Here is a 16688-nt window from a genome sequence, read left to right as displayed (position 1 = left end):
AACATAAAACGCCTGCGGCGAACACACAAGCTATTCCCTTTGATGGGTAGGATACTTGCGTGTTCGCCGCAGGCTATTTTATTGTCGGACACTCGGGCTTTGCTGCTCTGTCCGATACAGCTGATAAAGCAGTGGATAAGGCGAAAGACGAGCCGCCAGCAGTTGCTCAGCGGCAAGTCTCACCCCTTCATCATTTCGCGCTCTTCTTCCCGCGCGAAGTACGTTTCTTCTTCGCCGCCGGCTTTTGCGGAGCGGGGCGCGATGCCGACTTAGCAGCAGGTTTAGCCGACTTGGCGGGATGCGCCTTTTGTTCTTCGGTCTCCACGAGCGAGAAGTCGAGCTGTCGGCGGTCTAAGTTGGCGCGCTCCACGCAGATGCGCACCTTGTCGCCCAAGGCGTAGCGCTTTCGGAAGCGGCGGCCGATGAGGCAGAAGTTCTTCTCGTCGAATTCATAGTAGTCGTCCTCCAAGCACCGCAGCGGAATCATTCCTTCGCAGCCGTTCTCCGTCACTTCCACATAGAGGCCGAACTCCGTCACCCCATCTATGACGCCATCGAACTCTTCGCCGAGTCGGTCGCCCATAAATTCGATTTGCTTGTATTTGATACTGGCGCGCTCTGCCGTTTCTGCCAGTTGCTCCATGGCGCTGGCGTGTTCGCAGAACTCTTCAAAGCGAGGACCGTTGGCACTTCGGCCACCCTCCGCATATCGCGTGAGCAGACGGTGCACCATCAAGTCGGGATAGCGACGGATGGGCGACGTGAAATGTGTATAGTAGTCGAACATCAGTCCGTAGTGGCCGATGTTGTGAATAGAGTAGCGCGCCTTCATCATTGCTCTTAGCGCCACCATTTCCACCATATTTTCTTCGGGACGATTATGAACTTCCTCGAGCAACTGGTTCAGACTCTTGCTCACCTCTTGCTTGGTGCCCTCCGTCCTTAGTTTGTAGCCAAATCGACCTATAAATCCATTCAGTTTCTCCAGCTTCTCTGGGTCGGGAACATCGTGAATACGATAGACAAAGGTTTTGGGTTTCTTACCGCGAGGCACCTTTCCGATGCGCTCTGCCACGGAGCGATTGGCCAGCAGCATGAATTCCTCCACAAGTTTGTTGGCATCGCGCGCAATTTTGAGATACGTAGAAATAGGATGGCCTTTGTCGTCGATTTCAAAGCGCACCTCAGCGCGGTCGAAGCCTATAGCTCCGTTTTTGAAGCGTTTGTCGCGCAGGAGCTTTGCCAGGCGGTTCAGCACAACGAGTTCTTCTGCAAACTCTCCCGTAAGCGGCGTTCCCTCGGGTAGCACTTCTGGATGGTCGCCCGGCGTTTGGAGATCGGCAGCCGAAGCCTCGCCGTTCTGTTCCAAGATGTATTGTGCCTCCTCATAAGTGAAGCGACGATTGGAACGTATCACGGTGTGCGCCAAGTGCCAATCCAGCACTTCACCTCTCTCGTTGATATGAAAAATAGTGGAATATGCCACCTTCTCCTCGTCTTGTCGCAACGAACAGAGTTGGTTGCAGAGTTTTTCGGGCAGCATCGGGATGGTGCGGTCTACCAGGTAGACACTCGTGGCTCTATTGTAGGCCTCACGATCTATGGTATCGCCCTCCTTCACATAGTAGGAAACATCGGCAATGTGTACGCCAACTTCCCACACAGCCTTACTGCTGGTGGTTTTGGGGCGTGCATTGGAAAGCGGCAAGCCTTTACCACTGATGCGGCGTATAGAAATGGCATCGTCGAAGTCTTTAGCGTCGTGCGGGTCGATGGTGAAAGTCACGGCATCACGGAAATCCTCGCGCCGCTTTATCTCCTCGGTTGGAATCTCTACTGGGATGTTGTCCGCAGCCTGTTCCACCTTTTCAGGATAGGAATACGGCAGATTGTACTCTGCAAGAATGGCGCACATTTCTGCATTGTTTTCGCCCTGATGTCCAAGAATGTCGACCACCTTGCCTATGGGGCTTTTCGAATCCTGCGGCCATTCCACGATTTTCACTACGGCCTTGTCACCCGTTTTACCTCCTTTCAAGAACTTCTTTGGGATGAAAATGTCGGCAGCCAGCGAACGACTGTTGGTGATAAGGAAAGCGAAGTTTCTATCCACTTTCAGCTCGCCCACAAAGGAGTCGTTCTTGTGTTCGAGTACTTCCGTCACTACGGCCTCTCGGGTGTGGCCTTGTCGGCGGGCCAGCATGGTCACTCTGACGCGGTCGCCATCGAGGGCATGGCTCGAATTGCGTTCCGTCACAAGGATGCTCTGCCCGCCATCGTCTGGAACGAATGAGTTGCGGCCGTTGCGCTTGCGCACAAACGTACCTTCCATCACCTGGGAGCGCACTGCGTAGCGGTAGTTACCGCGATCGTCACGGGCTATATAATCGTTGAGAATGAGATCATCAATGACGTCGAGCATCAGCATTTTCTGCGGATGATTGGTAGCATGAAGTTCCTGAAAGAGTTCTCTCACCTTGAAATCTTTCGCTGGGTTCTGTTCGAAGAGCTCTAACAATTGCTGCACGATGTCTTTTTTAGACAATCGGCGCGAGGTTTTCTTGGACTTTGCCATATAGATATAGTTTTGCGTGAGCCAGAAATAGCTCACTTTCTTGCAAATATCCTTAAAAAAAACTACTTCTCCTCTCATTTAATATAAAATAACGCAGGGCTGTGACAAATATTTCTACTTTTGCAGCCTATGAAGAAAGAGATTAGAGCCATACTGCTGTTGCTCTGTGCCGCGTTCGCAGTGACACTCCAAGCACAAGATATTGAAGATCCTGGTTCGGGCAAGAACCTGGAGAATGTGGCTATGCCCCACTTTGTGAAAGTGGAGAAGACACTCTACAAGGGCGACAGTATCCCAGCTATCCGCCTCGTCGACCCTGTATATAAATATCCCCCGCTTACTTTTAAGAACGACGAGGAAAAGGCGCGCTACAATCGCTTGGTGGAAAACATCAAGAAGCTCCTACCGCTGGCTAAAATGGCCCGATATACCATCATCGAGACTTATAACTATGTTGAGACTTTGCCCGACCAGCGGAGCAGAGATGCCCACTGGAAACGCGTGGAGCAGGACTTGGTGAACGAGTACAAGCCAATGGTGCGCCGCCTGACCCGCTCGCAGGGCCGCTTGCTTATCAAGCTCGTGGATCGCGAGTGCAACCAGACGGGCCTGAGCATTGCGCGAGCCTTCCTCGGTACTGCACGGGCAAATTTCTACCAAAGCATCGGCTGGATGTTTGGCCTAAACCTCAACAAACACTACGACCCGAACGGCGACGACCGCCTGACGGAGCGCGTATGCCGACTGGTGGAGAGCGGACAGATTTAGGGAATGTGCTAATGCAGCAAAGAAATGTGCTAATGTGCTAATGGGGAGCGGCGAGTGCCGCTTTTTTAATGTGCTAATGCCGCGAGGAAATGGGCCAATGGAATGTGCTAATATGCTAATGTGCTAATGAGGAGCGGCGAGTGCCGCTTTTTTAATGTGCCAATGGCTAAGAAGGATGCACCGGAAAGCTTTATTTTATCGTCTGATAATTTGACAAGTGAATCGGACAATCTAAATGTTAAAAGAAAGGGATTTTCGCGGCGATTTATTAGATGAAGTTTGAAATAAGAGAGTTTTGATGAAGAACACCTAAGAGGTGCGAAACTGCTATAAGGAAAAAACGAGAAAAAGGAGGGAGAAAGAGGTGATTCTGTACCAGTAGAGCGTCGATACAATAAGGCTGTGAACGGACATCCTTATTGCGTCAGCTGATAGCCTTATTGCGCTGACCGACATCCTTATTGTATTTATCAATACCCTTATTCTGCTGTTCTTTTCAAGCAGCTCACCGTTGCGTTGCTCAGAGATTTTATTGAGCAGCTCATTTTCGCGCTATTTTCGGAGGCTTAGAATCAGAAGTTTTTTGACTTTTTCGAAAGAGAAGACAAGACGGGCGAATCGGACAAGTCGGACTAATCGGAGGCCTTGTCTAAAAGAGGCATCAGATCGATAGAGCTAAAAAAGGCGAGAGTGGAGAGATTATTATTTTTTTGTATTTTTGCAACATGCAAAGTCTTCCAACTCTTTACCCCTTCCTATTTGAGCCTAATCTACACGAGGCTGTTTGGGGCGGACATTATCTTACCAACTGGAAGCAGCTTCCGCATACCGAGACTCCTATTGGTGAATCCTGGGAGGTCAGCGGCATTCCCAACTGCTCCAGCATCGTTGCTAACGGACCTTTGGCCGGCAAAACGCTCAATGAGGTCATCGCGGCCTACAAAGGACAGGTGCTCGGAGAGGCCGTTTACAAACACTACGATGGGCAAATGCCACTGCTCATCAAGTTTATTGACGCTCAAGAGGACTTGAGCATACAGGTGCATCCCGATGACGAAATGGCCAAAGCGGTACACGGAAAGATGGGTAAGAACGAGATGTGGTACGTTATCAAAACGGAACCTGGAGCTTGTATCTATAGCGGTTTTGCGCAAGAGATTACGCCCTACGAACTGCGCCAGCGCATTGCCGACGGAAGCCTGACCGATGTCATAGCACGTCATGAGGCGCAGCCCGGCGATGTATTCTTTATCCCAGCAGGTCGTATCCACGCCATCGGCAAAGGTATTCTGCTGGCCGAAGTGCAGCAGAGCAGCGACCTCACCTACCGCATCTTCGACTACAACCGCCTCGGAATGGACGGTGAACCGCGCGAACTCCACGTCGACTTAGCGCAGCAGGCCCTCAACTACAAGGTGGACAGTCAGTATCGTACTCGTTACGAAGAGAAGAACAATAGTGCCAATCTGGTCATTGATAGTAAATTTTTCAATGTCCGAGTTGTCAATTTCGATGCACCTATTCATCGCGACTTAATCAAATACGACAGTTTCTTTGTTACGATGGCCATCAAGGGCGATAGCTATATCCGTTTGCGCTCCACGGGCGAACAAATCCTACTCCGAGAAGGCTCCACCTGCCTCCTGCCTGCCGCCGTGGCCGATTGCGATATTATCCCCGCCAAATCGGGAGTGTCGAACAAAATTTTAGATGCATTTATCAACAACGAGTACAACCCCATCAAAACATTCTTCAAGCAAATCGTCAAATAAAAGACAAAAAAACAGCAAATATTCCGACATTTTATTACATTTGCACCGCTATTACCAATTTATGGCCTTGTCGTCTGCTACGAAAGCCCTATTTAGCTGGGGCTTCGGAAGAGATGTGCATCGTCAGTATTTATGGAAACAAATTCAACAAAAAAACACAGTTCACATAAGCGGAGAACGAACTTTGCTTGGGCTGTTCTTTCAGCTGTCTTTTTTCTCCCCTTGGGCATAGTATCTTTTATCTACTCGCGACAAGCGGATAACCTCTATGATGAAGAACGCCCCATGGATGCACGCATGGCTGCTGCGACTTCACGAATGTGGTCCATCATCAGCTTTATTGTGGGTACTCTTACTTACACGTTCTTAGCCATTTACTTACATGTAAGTGGCATTTTCCAAATCTTCTGATAGCAGCGATAAAAGACGCTCAAAATTTCCTCAAACGCAGTTGCCAATACGTTTGAGTTCACATTCATTAAGTAGGAATACCCCCTACAGGGTATCTCACCTCTCATTGGGAAGGCCTATCTTTGCCTATCCAAAATGCCGTATTTTCATTCGGAATGAGAAGGAGAGATATCGTTTTAACCATTATATTAGGGAGTGTTAGTATTGTGGGCTTCGCGCAGAACGTGAGAGGCACCATTATTAGTGCCAAGGACAAACAACCCATTATGTTTGCCTCTGTCACACTCAAAGAAAGCCACCTCTACGCCTATACAGACAAATCCGGACACTTCATTATCAAAAACGTACCCAAAGGGCCAACGACAGTAGTCGTTAGTTGTTTGGGTTATGCTTCGCGCACGCAAACCATCAACTTTACGGGCAAGGACATCGTCATGGATGTGACGCTCGACGAGAACGACCTCAAACTCGGTGAAGCCGTAGTGGTGGCAAAGCGCAAGCGCGACGATGCTACAACAGCCTACTCCATCAATCGCACCACTCTGGACAACCAGCAAATCATCAACCTTAGCGATATCTCCACACTCCTTCCAGGCGGGAAGAGTGTTAATCCTTCGTTGATGAACGATAGGCGTATGTCGCTACGCAGTGCTTCATCGGAGCGCGGCAATGCTTCTTTCGGCACGGCCGTTGAAGTGGACGGCGTGCGCCTCAACAACAATTCAACAACAGGAGAGAGCTTGGGCGCCAGTACCCGCACGCTGAGCGCGTCGAACATTGAGAGCGTGGAAATCGTTGCAGGTATTCCATCCGTGGAATATGGCGATTTGAGCAACGGCATTGTGAAAGTGAACACGCGCCGCGGCCGCTCTCCATTTATCATTGAAGGCTCTGTCAATCAGCACACACGTCAGTTGGCCGTCAATAAGGGCTTTGGTGTGGGGCAGGACGGTGGCGTTATCAACCTTTCGTTGGAACACGCGCGTTCCTTTTCTGATGCCGCTTCGCCTTATACGGCTTATCAACGCAACGCCTTTTCGCTCAACTATCTCAATGTGGCGATGAAAAACCGCCTACCGCTGACGGTCAATGTGGGTTTTCGCGGAAATATTGGTGGCTACAACTCGAAGGCAGATCCCGACGAGCATTTGAATAGCTACTCAAAAGCGCGGGACAACAGTTTGAGCGGAAACATTCGCTTGAACTGGCAGCTCAACCAACCTTGGCTCACATCATTACAACTGATGGGCGCGGCCTCATTCAGCGACCGCCGCTCAGAGGTATATTCCACGGCAAGCAGCGCGTCCACACAGCCTTATCTACATACGCTCACAGAGGGCTATAACATTGCTGAAGACTACGACAAGAACCCAACGGCCAACATCATCTTAGGTCCAACGGGCTACTGGTATGTGAAAGGTTTCAACGACTCAAAGCCGTTCAACTATTCCGTAAAACTGAAGGCCGACTGGAGCCACAAGTTTGGCAGCGTGAGGAATCTGCTCATGGCAGGAGCCGAGTGGACGAGCACGCACAACGGCGGACGCGGCACCTACTACGACGACTTGCGCTACGCCCCTACGTGGCGCGAATATCGCTACGATGCACAGCCCGCTATGAACAATATGGCGCTCTACGCGGAAGAGAAAGTGAGCGTCCCGACAGCAAAAGGCGGACTCTTTGAACTGACAGCTGGTTTGCGCGAGGACCTTACCATCATCCGCCACTCGAAGTATCCACGCGTGAGTTCGTTGTCGCCGCGCATCAACAGTCGCTACGTATTCTTTTCTGGGAGAAAAGCATGGGTCTCCGACTTGCGCTTACACGCAGGATGGGGGAAGAGTGTGAAACTTCCCAGTTTCCAAATCCTTTATCCCTCGCCCTCGTACCGAGATATGCTCGCATTCTCGTCCACAAGCGATGCGCAGAACCGTTCCTACTACGCTTACTACACTTACCCTTCTACAACGGTGAGCAACCCCAACCTGCGCTGGCAGTACACCCATCAATACGATGCGGGAATAGAGGTGAAGACGCGCATCGCAGACATCAACGTGTCGGCCTTCTACAACAAGACGTTCCGCCCCTACATGGCCACCAACATCTTTACGCCGTTCGCCTATAAATACACCACGCCATCGGCGCTGCAAAAGAGCGGCATCCCCGTAAGCGACCGAGCGTTCAGTATGGACCACACAACGGGCGTTGTCACTGTGACAGACGTGACGGGCAAGCGCCCAGCTGTCACGCTCCCCTATGAAAACCGCTATACATACGTGACCAACGCCACTTACGTAAATGCATCGACCGTAAGCCGCTACGGACTGGAATGGATCATTGATTTCACGCAGATTCGTCCACTACGCACACAAGTGCGCCTTGATGGTAACTACTACCATTATAAAGGAATGGATCATACACTCTTTGCTGATGTCCCTCTGGGACTGCACAATCGCCAATCCGACGGTGCGCTCTATCAGTACATCGGTTACTACCGCGGCGGCAGTGCCTCTTCCACCGACTACACGGCAAATGCTGCCGTGACCAACGGGAATGTGTCGAGCCAAGTGAACTTAAACGCTACGTTCACTACTCATATTCCCAAACTGCGCCTTATCATGGCTCTGCGCGTGGAGAGTTCTCTCTATCGCTATAATCGGTCGAAAACTTCGAAAGGCTATCTCGTTGAAAACGGCCAACCTAATCTCGACAAGCCCTATGATGGAAAAACGCGCAACCAAACTGTTGCCGTACTTCCCGAATACTATTCTACCTGGGATAATCCCACGGAAAAGAAACCTTTTTACGATGCGTACCGCCAGGCGCGCGATAACGACCGCAACCTTTACAACGACCTCTCGCAACTGATTGTTCGCACGAACTATCCCTTTACGCTCAATCCCAACAAACTAAGCGCGTATTGGTCGGCAAATATCAGTGTGACGAAGGAGATCGGCGACCACGTTTCTCTATCCTTCTACGCCAACAACTTCTTCAACACATTGCGCCGTGTACACTCGTCGCAGACGGGATTAGAGACGTCGCTCTTCGGAAGCGGTTATGTTCCCAACTTCTATTATGGACTCTCGCTAAGACTCAAACTCTGATGAAACGTATCTCTTACATACTCCTGACGCTCCTACTGTTGCTGCCCGCCGCATGTGCGGACTACGACGACACGATGGATGTGGTCAAAATCAACATAAAGCTGAAAGTCCCTGAGACCTATGATGGGCCACTGGACGGACTGCGCGTTGAACTGCTCAATACTACGGCCAGTACGTTTGTGGACTCTACCGACACGCAGGGCGAAGCTCACTTCACGGTGCCGGCAGGTATCTATAGCGTTCGTAGTTCGGCACAGAAAACCACCAAAGATTATCGCTATTTCTTCAATGGTACGCTCAGTCAGGTGGTAGTGACCAGCGACTCGGCCCATACCTTCACGCTCCCTCTCACAATGTCGCGCAAGCGCATTGTACACTAAAGAATAGATACAATAAAAATAATTAACAACATGAAGAAAAGAACCCTCCTCACTATGGTCGCAGCGGCCATAATGACTTTGGCTCCACTCCACTCCCAGGCTTCATCCGCCAACGGAACGGAGACAGTGACCTATCTCGTGCTGACGCAGACCGACGGAACTATCAACAAGTTCTCGCTGAACGAGGCCCCCGTGCTTAGCTATGCAGGCGACAGTCTCGTGGTTACTTGTGGAAGCGACCAACTAATGACTGCACTCGAAGGCCTCCGCGACTATTCGTTCACCACTGAGCAAGTGACGACGAGCATCAAGGACGTGCCCTCAACAGGTAGTACTTCAACAACTCCCGCCTCAAACGTAGCGTTCAGCAATGCCACAATTAGCGGTCTGAAAGCAGGAGCTTTGGTGCGCGTTTATAATATCAGTGGCGTGGCAGTGAGCACTCTCACGGCCGATGCTGAAGGAAAAGTCAGCGTAGACCTCAACAACCTCCCCAAAGGTGTGTACATCCTGAGCACTCCCAGCAAGAGCTTCAAAGTTCTCAATAAGTAAAACATTTTAGCAACAAACAAAAAACAAAATACATCATGAAGAAATTATTACTCTCCTTAGTGACCCTCCTGACAGTGTCACTCTCCGCCAACGCTCAGTCTTGGAACATGATCGTTACACATACTGACGGCACGACAGACACTATCTCAACCAAGGCCGTGAAGAACGTAACGTTCCAGCTCCGCGACAAAAACGCCGACCAACTTATTGTCAAGGAACTCTACACTTCGGGCGTTCCTTACGACAACGATGCTTCTAAATTTTTCCAAATGGATAAGGGCTTTATTATCTATAATAACTGTCCCGACACGGCTGTTGTCAACAACTTGGCAGTAGGTATTCTCAACCCCTATAATGCGCAGGCACAAAACGGTTGGTACAGCGATGAGTCCAGCACCGAACCTTCTTACGCTTCTCAAGGATGGGTACCAGCAGCTAATGGTATCTGGTATTTCCAGCAGGCTTTGGTGCTCGCTCCCTACTCTCAAGTGGTAGTTAGCTGCATGGGCGCAATCGACAACACACAGACGTACAGCAAGAGCGTTAACTACGTCAACGCAGACTATTATGCAATGTACGATCTAGAGTCGGGCTATAGCAACACTAAATACTATCCCACACCAGCCGATGTTATTCCATCTGCTCACTACTTAAAGGCAGTGAAATATGGTCAAGCTAACGCGTGGCCGCTGAGCGTGACGTCGCCCGCTTTCTTTATCTTCCAGACCAAAGGCGTTACCCCTCGCGACTATGCTAATAATACAGCCAACATCGTTTATGAAGCTGGCAAACCAGCAACCCCAGTTTTTGCTTGCTTGAAAGTTCCTACAGCGTGGGTCATTGATGGTGTTGAAGTATACCAAGACATAAATGTTGGCAAAAGCAAGAAGCGTTTCACAGCCGACATAGACGCTGGTTTCGTAAAACAGACTTATCGTCAAGGCCATACTGTGTATCGCAACGTAGATGCAGCAGCCACAAAGGCCATCGCAGGCAACGAGGCAAAACTCGTTTACGGCTACACCTTAGGTAATGACCCCAGCGGAATTGATGCTGAAGCATCTATCAAGAATGGTGCAAAGATCGTTTACCAGGACAGCAACAATTCTACGGCCGACTTCCACGAACGCAAGCAGTTCTCTATTCGAGGCAACTAAATAAATGAAAAAACTTTCATCATATATCATCTTGCTGGCAGGGACATTACTTGTTCCTGTCGGCTTGTTTTCTCAAACGGCCGACAGTCTGCTCCTGCGCGACTTCAACTTCGTGGGGGCGAGCGACGCATGGCTGGGAGGCAACAATGCTGCAGCACTCACACGCTGGCAGAGTCGTAACATTTCGCGCGCCGAACTTTCAACCCATTATCAGCGTGGAGGTTTCGTCAACTACAACGAATCGCCACGAGCATGGAATACTACGGGCCGCGTGGAGTCCTTTTACCAGCTCTCGCCGCGCATGGTTGTTTACGGACAGATGACTTATGATAGTTTTTCGGGAAGAGAAATGACGGGCTCTGCCTTTATCAGTCCCCACCGCAAGCCTTTCGACATTGCGGAGGACTCGCTGACCAATGCGGGCAAAAAGCATTTCGATACCTATCACCTCACTGGCGCACTCGGCTGGCAAATGTGGCGCGGACTGGCTATAGGAGCAAAGGTCGACTTCACTGCTGCCAACGCTGCCAAGTACCGCGACTTGCGCCACAAAACAAAGCTGATGGACCTCAACCTCTTGGCATCCATCTATGCTCCCGTAGGCCGCACGCTCAGCTTTGGCGCAAACTATCAGTACCGCCGCAACACGGAGAGCGTCTCCTTCAGTACCTACGCGGGAAACGATAAGGACTACTTTTCCTTTATCAACTACGGCCCATGGATAGGGGAAGCAGAGCAGTTCTCTGATCAAGGCTTCACCGCGCGCGGTTCTGAGCATCCCTTCCTGACCGAATATCAAGGTGCAGGTGTACAAGCAGCCTGGACGCCCCTGCCCGGACTGAACTGGTACAACGACTTCTGGCTCGCTTACCGCCATGGATACTACGGGCGGAAGTCGCAATATTCCATCACCTTTATGAATCACAACAGCCACCTACTGGGCTATACCACTCGCCTGCAATGGCGCGGCAAGAGGCAGGAGCACAGCGTGGACCTCAACTTCACGCAGGAGAATCTCCGCAACCTGCGCAACACTTACCGAGGTTTGCTGAACCAATCGGGGGCTTCCTACTACGAATACTATGATGCAGTGAAGACGGGAAACCGCCTGTGGCAGGATTTCCATGTGGGCTACACCGCTCGCTGGGGTATCGTTAACGAACTCCCCCTTTGGAGCGTGCAGGCCGGACTGGATGTGAACCGCCGCAAGCAGACGGGCTACGACTATCCTTACTTCCGCCATCAGCAACTCACTCGAACGGAAGGCTATCTGCAAGCTGAGCGCAACTTGCTCCTTCGCAACGGTGTGCTTTCCTTGCACGGCAGCGTGGCCTATGCTAAAGGTCGTGGCGCAGCTTATGAGGATGGTACATTCATCAAACCCTCCGACAAGCAAAAGGGATTTCCCCAGATGGAGGCCTTTCTCTATCGAGAATATCTCTATCTGACTGCTCCGCAATACACCTTTGGCGGTGGGGTGGGTTATGCCTTCCATTTCCCCGCCACTCGCATGAAAACCTACATCAATCTCGATGCTGTCCACCACAAGGCCAACGTGAGAAACGCCTTTTTGGCTGGACGCGACAATACGGGGGTGACGCTCACCATCGGATGTGCGTTCTAATCCTTCAGCACTCATTATTATATCTCTCTTAAATGAAGAAAATTTTATCCTATATTTTTTTGCTATTCCTTACAACAGAAGCTACGGCACAAAACGTAGAGACCGACAGAAGCTTCCGAACTGGCAAGCTGCCTAACGGCCTGACGTACTACATACGCCACAACGCGAAAGAAGCTGGTTTGGCCGATTTCTACATTGCCCAGCGCGTGGGTAGCATCCTCGAAGAGCCGCGCCAACGCGGTTTGGCCCACTTTCTGGAGCACATGGCGTTCAACGGAACGCAGAACTTCCGCGACACGCCCAAGAGCCCGAGCATTGTCCACTGGTGCGAGGCACACGGCATAAAGTTCGGTACAAATCTCAACGCTTACACCTCCGTTGACGAGACTGTGTACCACGTTGGAGCTGTTCCCGTGCGCAACAACTCAACGGTGGACTCCACCCTCCTTATCCTCCACGACTGGAGCCACTACCTCCTGCTCACCGATAAGGAGATAGACAAGGAGCGGGGCGTCATCCACGAGGAATGGCGTACGCGCCGCGCCGGCATGGCCACACAGCGCATGATGGAGAATGCACTCCCCATTATCTACAAAGGCTCTAAGTATGAGGACTGCCTGCCCATCGGCTCGATGGACATTGTGGACAATTTCCCGTATAAAGATTTGCGCGACTACTACCACAAATGGTATCGCCCCGATCTGCAAGCCATCATCGTGGTGGGCGACATCGACGTGGACGCTATGGAGAAGAAGATCAAAGACGTCTTCGGCCCAATCCCTATGCCAAAGAACGCCGCCAAGCGCGAGTACTTCTCCGTGCCCGACAACGACAAGATGATTGTGTCCTCCCTGAAAGATGCAGAGCAGCCCATCATGCTCGTGAATCTCTATATGAAGCGCGACGCAGCCCCCGACACGGAAAAGAACACACTGAAGTATCAGCGCGATGCCTACCTTGACGACCTCGTGAGCTATATCGTGGGCGAACGCCTCAACGAGGTGCAGGAAAGTCCGAGTAAGCCCTGCCTCAGCGCATCAGCACACATCGGCCAGTTCCTCGTGAGCCGCTCAAAAGAAGCGTTCACTCTCTCCTTCGGCGCGCGCCAGGAAAACATCCGTGGCTCTTTCGACGCTACCGTGGGCTGTATCGAACAGATTCGCCAACATGGATTCACGCAGGGCGAACTGGACCGCGCCAAAGCTTTCTACCTCAAGCTTATCAACAACCGCTTCAACCAGCGCGACGATCGCCGCAACAGCTATTTTGTGCGCAAGGCGCAAAACAACTTCCTCAACAACGAGCCCATCACAACCGAGGCCTACGACAAGCAACTGGCCGAACGCTTCGACCGCGAGGTGACGCTCCAGGACGTGAATGCTGCTATGCGCGAGGCCATCACCAATCGCAACCAAGTGCTTGTGGTCTACGCGCCCGAGAAAGCGGACTTCCACATCCCCTCCGATGCTGAACTGGAGAGCTACGTACTGGAAGCGCAGGCGCGCAAGTATCCCGCCTACCAGGAAAAGAAGGTGGACACGAAGCTCATTGAGAAACTGCCCAACAAGGGCCGCATCGTGAGCCAAAAAGCCTTTGCCCACGGCACCACAGAACTCACGCTGAGCAACGGCGTAAAGGTGTATTTCAAGCCCACAGACTTCAATAAGGACCAAGTGACGTTGCGCTTCTTCGGAGAGGGCGGCTCATCGCTCTACCCTGATGCCGACATCCCCAACATTCAGTTCCTTGCCACTGCCATTAAGGAAGGCGGACTTGGAAAGTTCGACAAACTCGCTCTCAACAAGTATCTCTCCGACAAGACGGTGCGCATCAACGCCAACGTAGGTGCAGAAACGCAGAGCATCAGCGGACAATCCTCCGTGAAGGATGTGAAGACGCTCTTCGAGCTTGCACACCTCTACTTCACGGACCTGCGCCGCGACGATCAGGCTTTCAGTGCAGAACTCAACCGCATGCGCTCCTTCCTGACCAATCGTGAGGCCAGTCCGAAGGTGGGCTACAACGATTCGATTTCGGCTATCGTCTACGGCAATTCGCCACGCACTCAGCCCGTGAAGGCTGCCACGATCGACAAGGTGAACTACGACCGCGTGCTGCAGATCTATCATGAACGTTTCAGCAATGCTTCCAACTTCAAACTGATTGTGATGGGCAACATCTCGCTCGAAACGCTCCGCCCCTTGCTCGAACAGTACATCGCTTCGCTGCCATCAACGGGCAAGAAGGAAACATTTGCCGACACCTACCCCAACGTGCGCAATTGCAACGAAACGCACCGCTGGACGAAGAAGATGAACACACCCATCTCAAAGGTGAGCATCATCTACACCTGGAACGAGCCCTACTCCGCTAAGTCCGACTTGCAGCTCGACATGTTCCGCCGCGTGCTTTCTATTGCCTATGTCGACTCTGTTCGTGAGGACAAAGGCGGTGTTTATGGCGTGAGTCTAAGCAGTAGTATCGACAAATATTCCAACCCACGCGCGCTGCTGAAAGTATCCTTCGACACCGACCCAGACAAATACGAAATGGTGATGCCTATCATCTACCGACAGATAGAACACATTGCCCAATCAGGCCCTGCGGCTGCCAGCCTGAAAAAGGTAAAGGAATACCTCCTCAAGCAGTACGACCAGGCCGTTATCACCAACGACTATTGGAGCTATGTGCTCTACAACCAGCTGCGCTATGGTGTTGATTTCGACAAGAACTATAAGCAACTTGTGGAGAAAACCACAGCGGCCGACGTCCAACGCATTGCCAAAAATATGCTCCAAAGCAAGCGCCGCATAGAAGTGACCATGCTCTCGGAGAAATAAAGCAAACCGACATACTTTCTCTATTCTATAGCTTTTCCCGCCCGACTTCTCCCACAGAGGTTGGGCGGGATTTTTTGATGCCACTACTCCAATCATCCGCACATGCACTCCGCAAGTTTTTCATCTTATTCGTGGAGATTTCGCTCTTTTCGTAAAAATTCGTGGGCTAAAAGCATCCACGAAGTTCTATATATCCGTAAAGAAACTTCCTATTTTTAGCCTCCCACCAACGGCTCCAATCCACGCTTTTCTCCCTCCGACCGCACAGTCGAAACCACTCGCGCGCTGATGCAATAAGGCTATCCGCCAGCATCCTTATTGTGTCAGCTGACAGAATAAGGAACTCAGCCAACGCAATAAGGAAACCGACGGACAGGTACGGCCGTATTTTCAAGAAAAAAAGACAAAAAAAGTGGAAAAAACGCACCCATCCACCTCTTTCCGCCAGTTTTTCATCCTTTTCTCTTTTCCACAGCAGAACACAACCGCTAAAAAATCCCACAGATTTTGCAGACACTCGATTTTTTAGCCACTCCAGAAGCGCACAACAAAGTAAAATAAAACGAAAACTTTTACGCTCATAAGTAGGATTAAAAAAGAAATATCTTTCCCTATAAAATCACAAAAAACACTCTTAAAAAGGGCAAACCACAAACTAATCCTTATCTTTGCGACAAAGACAACCGAAGATTTCATAAAACAAACCATGATGATGAAAAAGATATTGATATGCTTCTGCACGCTGCTGCTCGCCTCCGTGGTTCTCATGGAGAGTCAGGCGCAAGTGTTCAACCGCGAATACACCATCACGCGCGACTATGTTTATTTCAGAGGCCAACCGCTGCGCGAAGCCAATCCGCGCTACTTCCAAGATCTGGGACACGGCTATGGTAAGGACAACCGCTATGTGTTTCTCTTCGGCCAAATCCTGGAGTATGTAGACCCCGCCACGTTCCGCCTCGTGACACAACGCAGGCCCTACGGTCCAGATCCCGCCCAAGATTTAGTGGACGACGACATCGATGAAGACACCTACAACCTCTACTACGGCGGAAACTTCACACAAGGTGGCTATGTGCAGATGAACAACAGCGTGCTCTATCACGGCCGAAAAATCGAGGGAGCTTCAGCACAGAGTTTCCGATACCTCGGCAAAGGCTATGCAAAGGACGATTGGTACGTCTATTTCGAGGGTAAACAAATCAAAGGTGCTTCCACCATGAATTTCTCCCTCGTTGGCGGCTTCTATGCCACCGACAACTGGGCGGTCTACTATCGCGGGCGCAAAGTGGAAGGCGCCACCACCATGAACTTCACCTACCACGGCGGTGGCTACGCCGAAGATTCCTGGAACACCTATTTTCAAGGACGAAAGTTGTAACCTCCCACCGCCTTATCCCCCTAAAAAATCCCTTGCACCCGTCACTCCGTGCAAGGGAGTTTTGCAACAACATCTCCCACCCTTCCCACCACCCACCGCAATTTCCCCTCCCTATATTTGA

At 51.1% G+C, this 16688-nt stretch carries 11 protein-coding genes; 10 read left to right on the top strand and 1 reads right to left on the bottom strand.

Annotated elements, in window-relative coordinates; translation table 11 throughout:
* Positions 1–190 precede the first annotated feature (190 nt).
* Positions 191–2575: a ribonuclease R gene (gene rnr / locus ACO4R2_RS03505; protein WP_484769191.1), complete on the bottom strand. Its 2385-nt coding sequence runs from the start codon at positions 2573–2575 to the stop codon at positions 191–193.
* A gap of 129 nt (positions 2576–2704) precedes the next feature.
* On the opposite strand from rnr, the gene ACO4R2_RS03500 reads away from it, so the two are divergent.
* From ACO4R2_RS03500 to ACO4R2_RS03455, 10 genes are all read left to right on the top strand, one after another.
* Positions 2705–3343 carry a DUF4294 domain-containing protein gene (locus ACO4R2_RS03500; protein ID WP_484769190.1) on the top strand — a complete coding sequence of 213 codons (639 nt, stop codon included), beginning with the start codon at positions 2705–2707 and terminating at the stop codon, positions 3341–3343.
* 725 nt (positions 3344–4068) lie between these two features.
* On the top strand, positions 4069–5115 hold the full coding sequence (locus tag ACO4R2_RS03495) for a type I phosphomannose isomerase catalytic subunit (protein WP_484769189.1): 1047 nt from the start codon (positions 4069–4071) through the stop codon (positions 5113–5115).
* Between the two features lie 132 nt (positions 5116–5247).
* Positions 5248–5526 carry a CD225/dispanin family protein gene (locus tag ACO4R2_RS03490; RefSeq protein ID WP_484769188.1) on the top strand — a complete coding sequence of 93 codons (279 nt, stop codon included), beginning with the start codon at positions 5248–5250 and terminating at the stop codon, positions 5524–5526.
* A gap of 155 nt (positions 5527–5681) precedes the next feature.
* Entirely contained in the window at positions 5682–8633 is a 2952-nt protein-coding gene (locus ACO4R2_RS03485) for a TonB-dependent receptor (RefSeq protein WP_484769187.1), read from the top strand.
* The gene (locus ACO4R2_RS03480; RefSeq protein WP_315090789.1) at positions 8633–9013 is read left to right on the top strand and encodes a hypothetical protein; all 381 of its coding nucleotides are present in this window, start codon (positions 8633–8635) and stop codon (positions 9011–9013) included. The genes ACO4R2_RS03485 and ACO4R2_RS03480 overlap by 1 nt, the downstream gene beginning before the upstream one ends.
* Before the next feature lie 30 nt (positions 9014–9043).
* A complete protein-coding gene (locus tag ACO4R2_RS03475; RefSeq protein ID WP_484769186.1) occupies positions 9044–9565 on the top strand; it encodes a T9SS type A sorting domain-containing protein in 522 nt (173 codons plus the stop codon).
* 35 nt (positions 9566–9600) lie between these two features.
* The gene (locus tag ACO4R2_RS03470; RefSeq protein ID WP_484769185.1) at positions 9601–10722 is read left to right on the top strand and encodes a DUF4876 domain-containing protein; all 1122 of its coding nucleotides are present in this window, start codon (positions 9601–9603) and stop codon (positions 10720–10722) included.
* 4 nt (positions 10723–10726) lie between these two features.
* Positions 10727–12346, top strand: coding sequence for a DUF6850 family outer membrane beta-barrel protein (locus ACO4R2_RS03465; RefSeq protein WP_484769184.1), 1620 nt, complete (start codon positions 10727–10729; stop codon positions 12344–12346).
* Positions 12347–12378: 32 nt separating this feature from the next.
* Positions 12379–15186, top strand: a complete 2808-nt coding sequence (locus tag ACO4R2_RS03460; RefSeq protein WP_484769183.1) for a M16 family metallopeptidase — start codon at positions 12379–12381, stop codon at positions 15184–15186.
* A 709-nt stretch (positions 15187–15895) separates the two neighbouring features.
* A complete protein-coding gene (locus ACO4R2_RS03455; protein WP_484769182.1) occupies positions 15896–16567 on the top strand; it encodes a DKNYY domain-containing protein in 672 nt (223 codons plus the stop codon).
* The last annotated feature ends 121 nt before the right edge of the window (positions 16568–16688 follow it).

Source organism: Alloprevotella sp. (assembly GCF_057240785.1).
This window is presented reverse-complemented; position numbering and strand designations above follow the sequence as displayed.

Bases quoted from the DNA above. Each gene is read 5' to 3' on its own strand.
- rnr (WP_484769191.1), bottom strand. From the start codon at position 2,575: ATGGCAAAGTCCAAGAAAACCTCGCGCCGATTGTCTAAAAAAGACATC.
- ACO4R2_RS03465 (WP_484769184.1), top strand. From the start codon at position 10,727: ATGAAAAAACTTTCATCATATATCATCTTGCTGGCAGGGACATTACTT.
- ACO4R2_RS03500 (WP_484769190.1), top strand. From the start codon at position 2,705: ATGAAGAAAGAGATTAGAGCCATACTGCTGTTGCTCTGTGCCGCGTTC.
- ACO4R2_RS03490 (WP_484769188.1), top strand. From the start codon at position 5,248: ATGGAAACAAATTCAACAAAAAAACACAGTTCACATAAGCGGAGAACG.
- ACO4R2_RS03470 (WP_484769185.1), top strand. From the start codon at position 9,601: ATGAAGAAATTATTACTCTCCTTAGTGACCCTCCTGACAGTGTCACTC.
- ACO4R2_RS03480 (WP_315090789.1), top strand. From the start codon at position 8,633: ATGAAACGTATCTCTTACATACTCCTGACGCTCCTACTGTTGCTGCCC.
- ACO4R2_RS03485 (WP_484769187.1), top strand. From the start codon at position 5,682: ATGAGAAGGAGAGATATCGTTTTAACCATTATATTAGGGAGTGTTAGT.
- ACO4R2_RS03495 (WP_484769189.1), top strand. From the start codon at position 4,069: ATGCAAAGTCTTCCAACTCTTTACCCCTTCCTATTTGAGCCTAATCTA.
- ACO4R2_RS03460 (WP_484769183.1), top strand. From the start codon at position 12,379: ATGAAGAAAATTTTATCCTATATTTTTTTGCTATTCCTTACAACAGAA.
- ACO4R2_RS03475 (WP_484769186.1), top strand. From the start codon at position 9,044: ATGAAGAAAAGAACCCTCCTCACTATGGTCGCAGCGGCCATAATGACT.
- ACO4R2_RS03455 (WP_484769182.1), top strand. From the start codon at position 15,896: ATGATGAAAAAGATATTGATATGCTTCTGCACGCTGCTGCTCGCCTCC.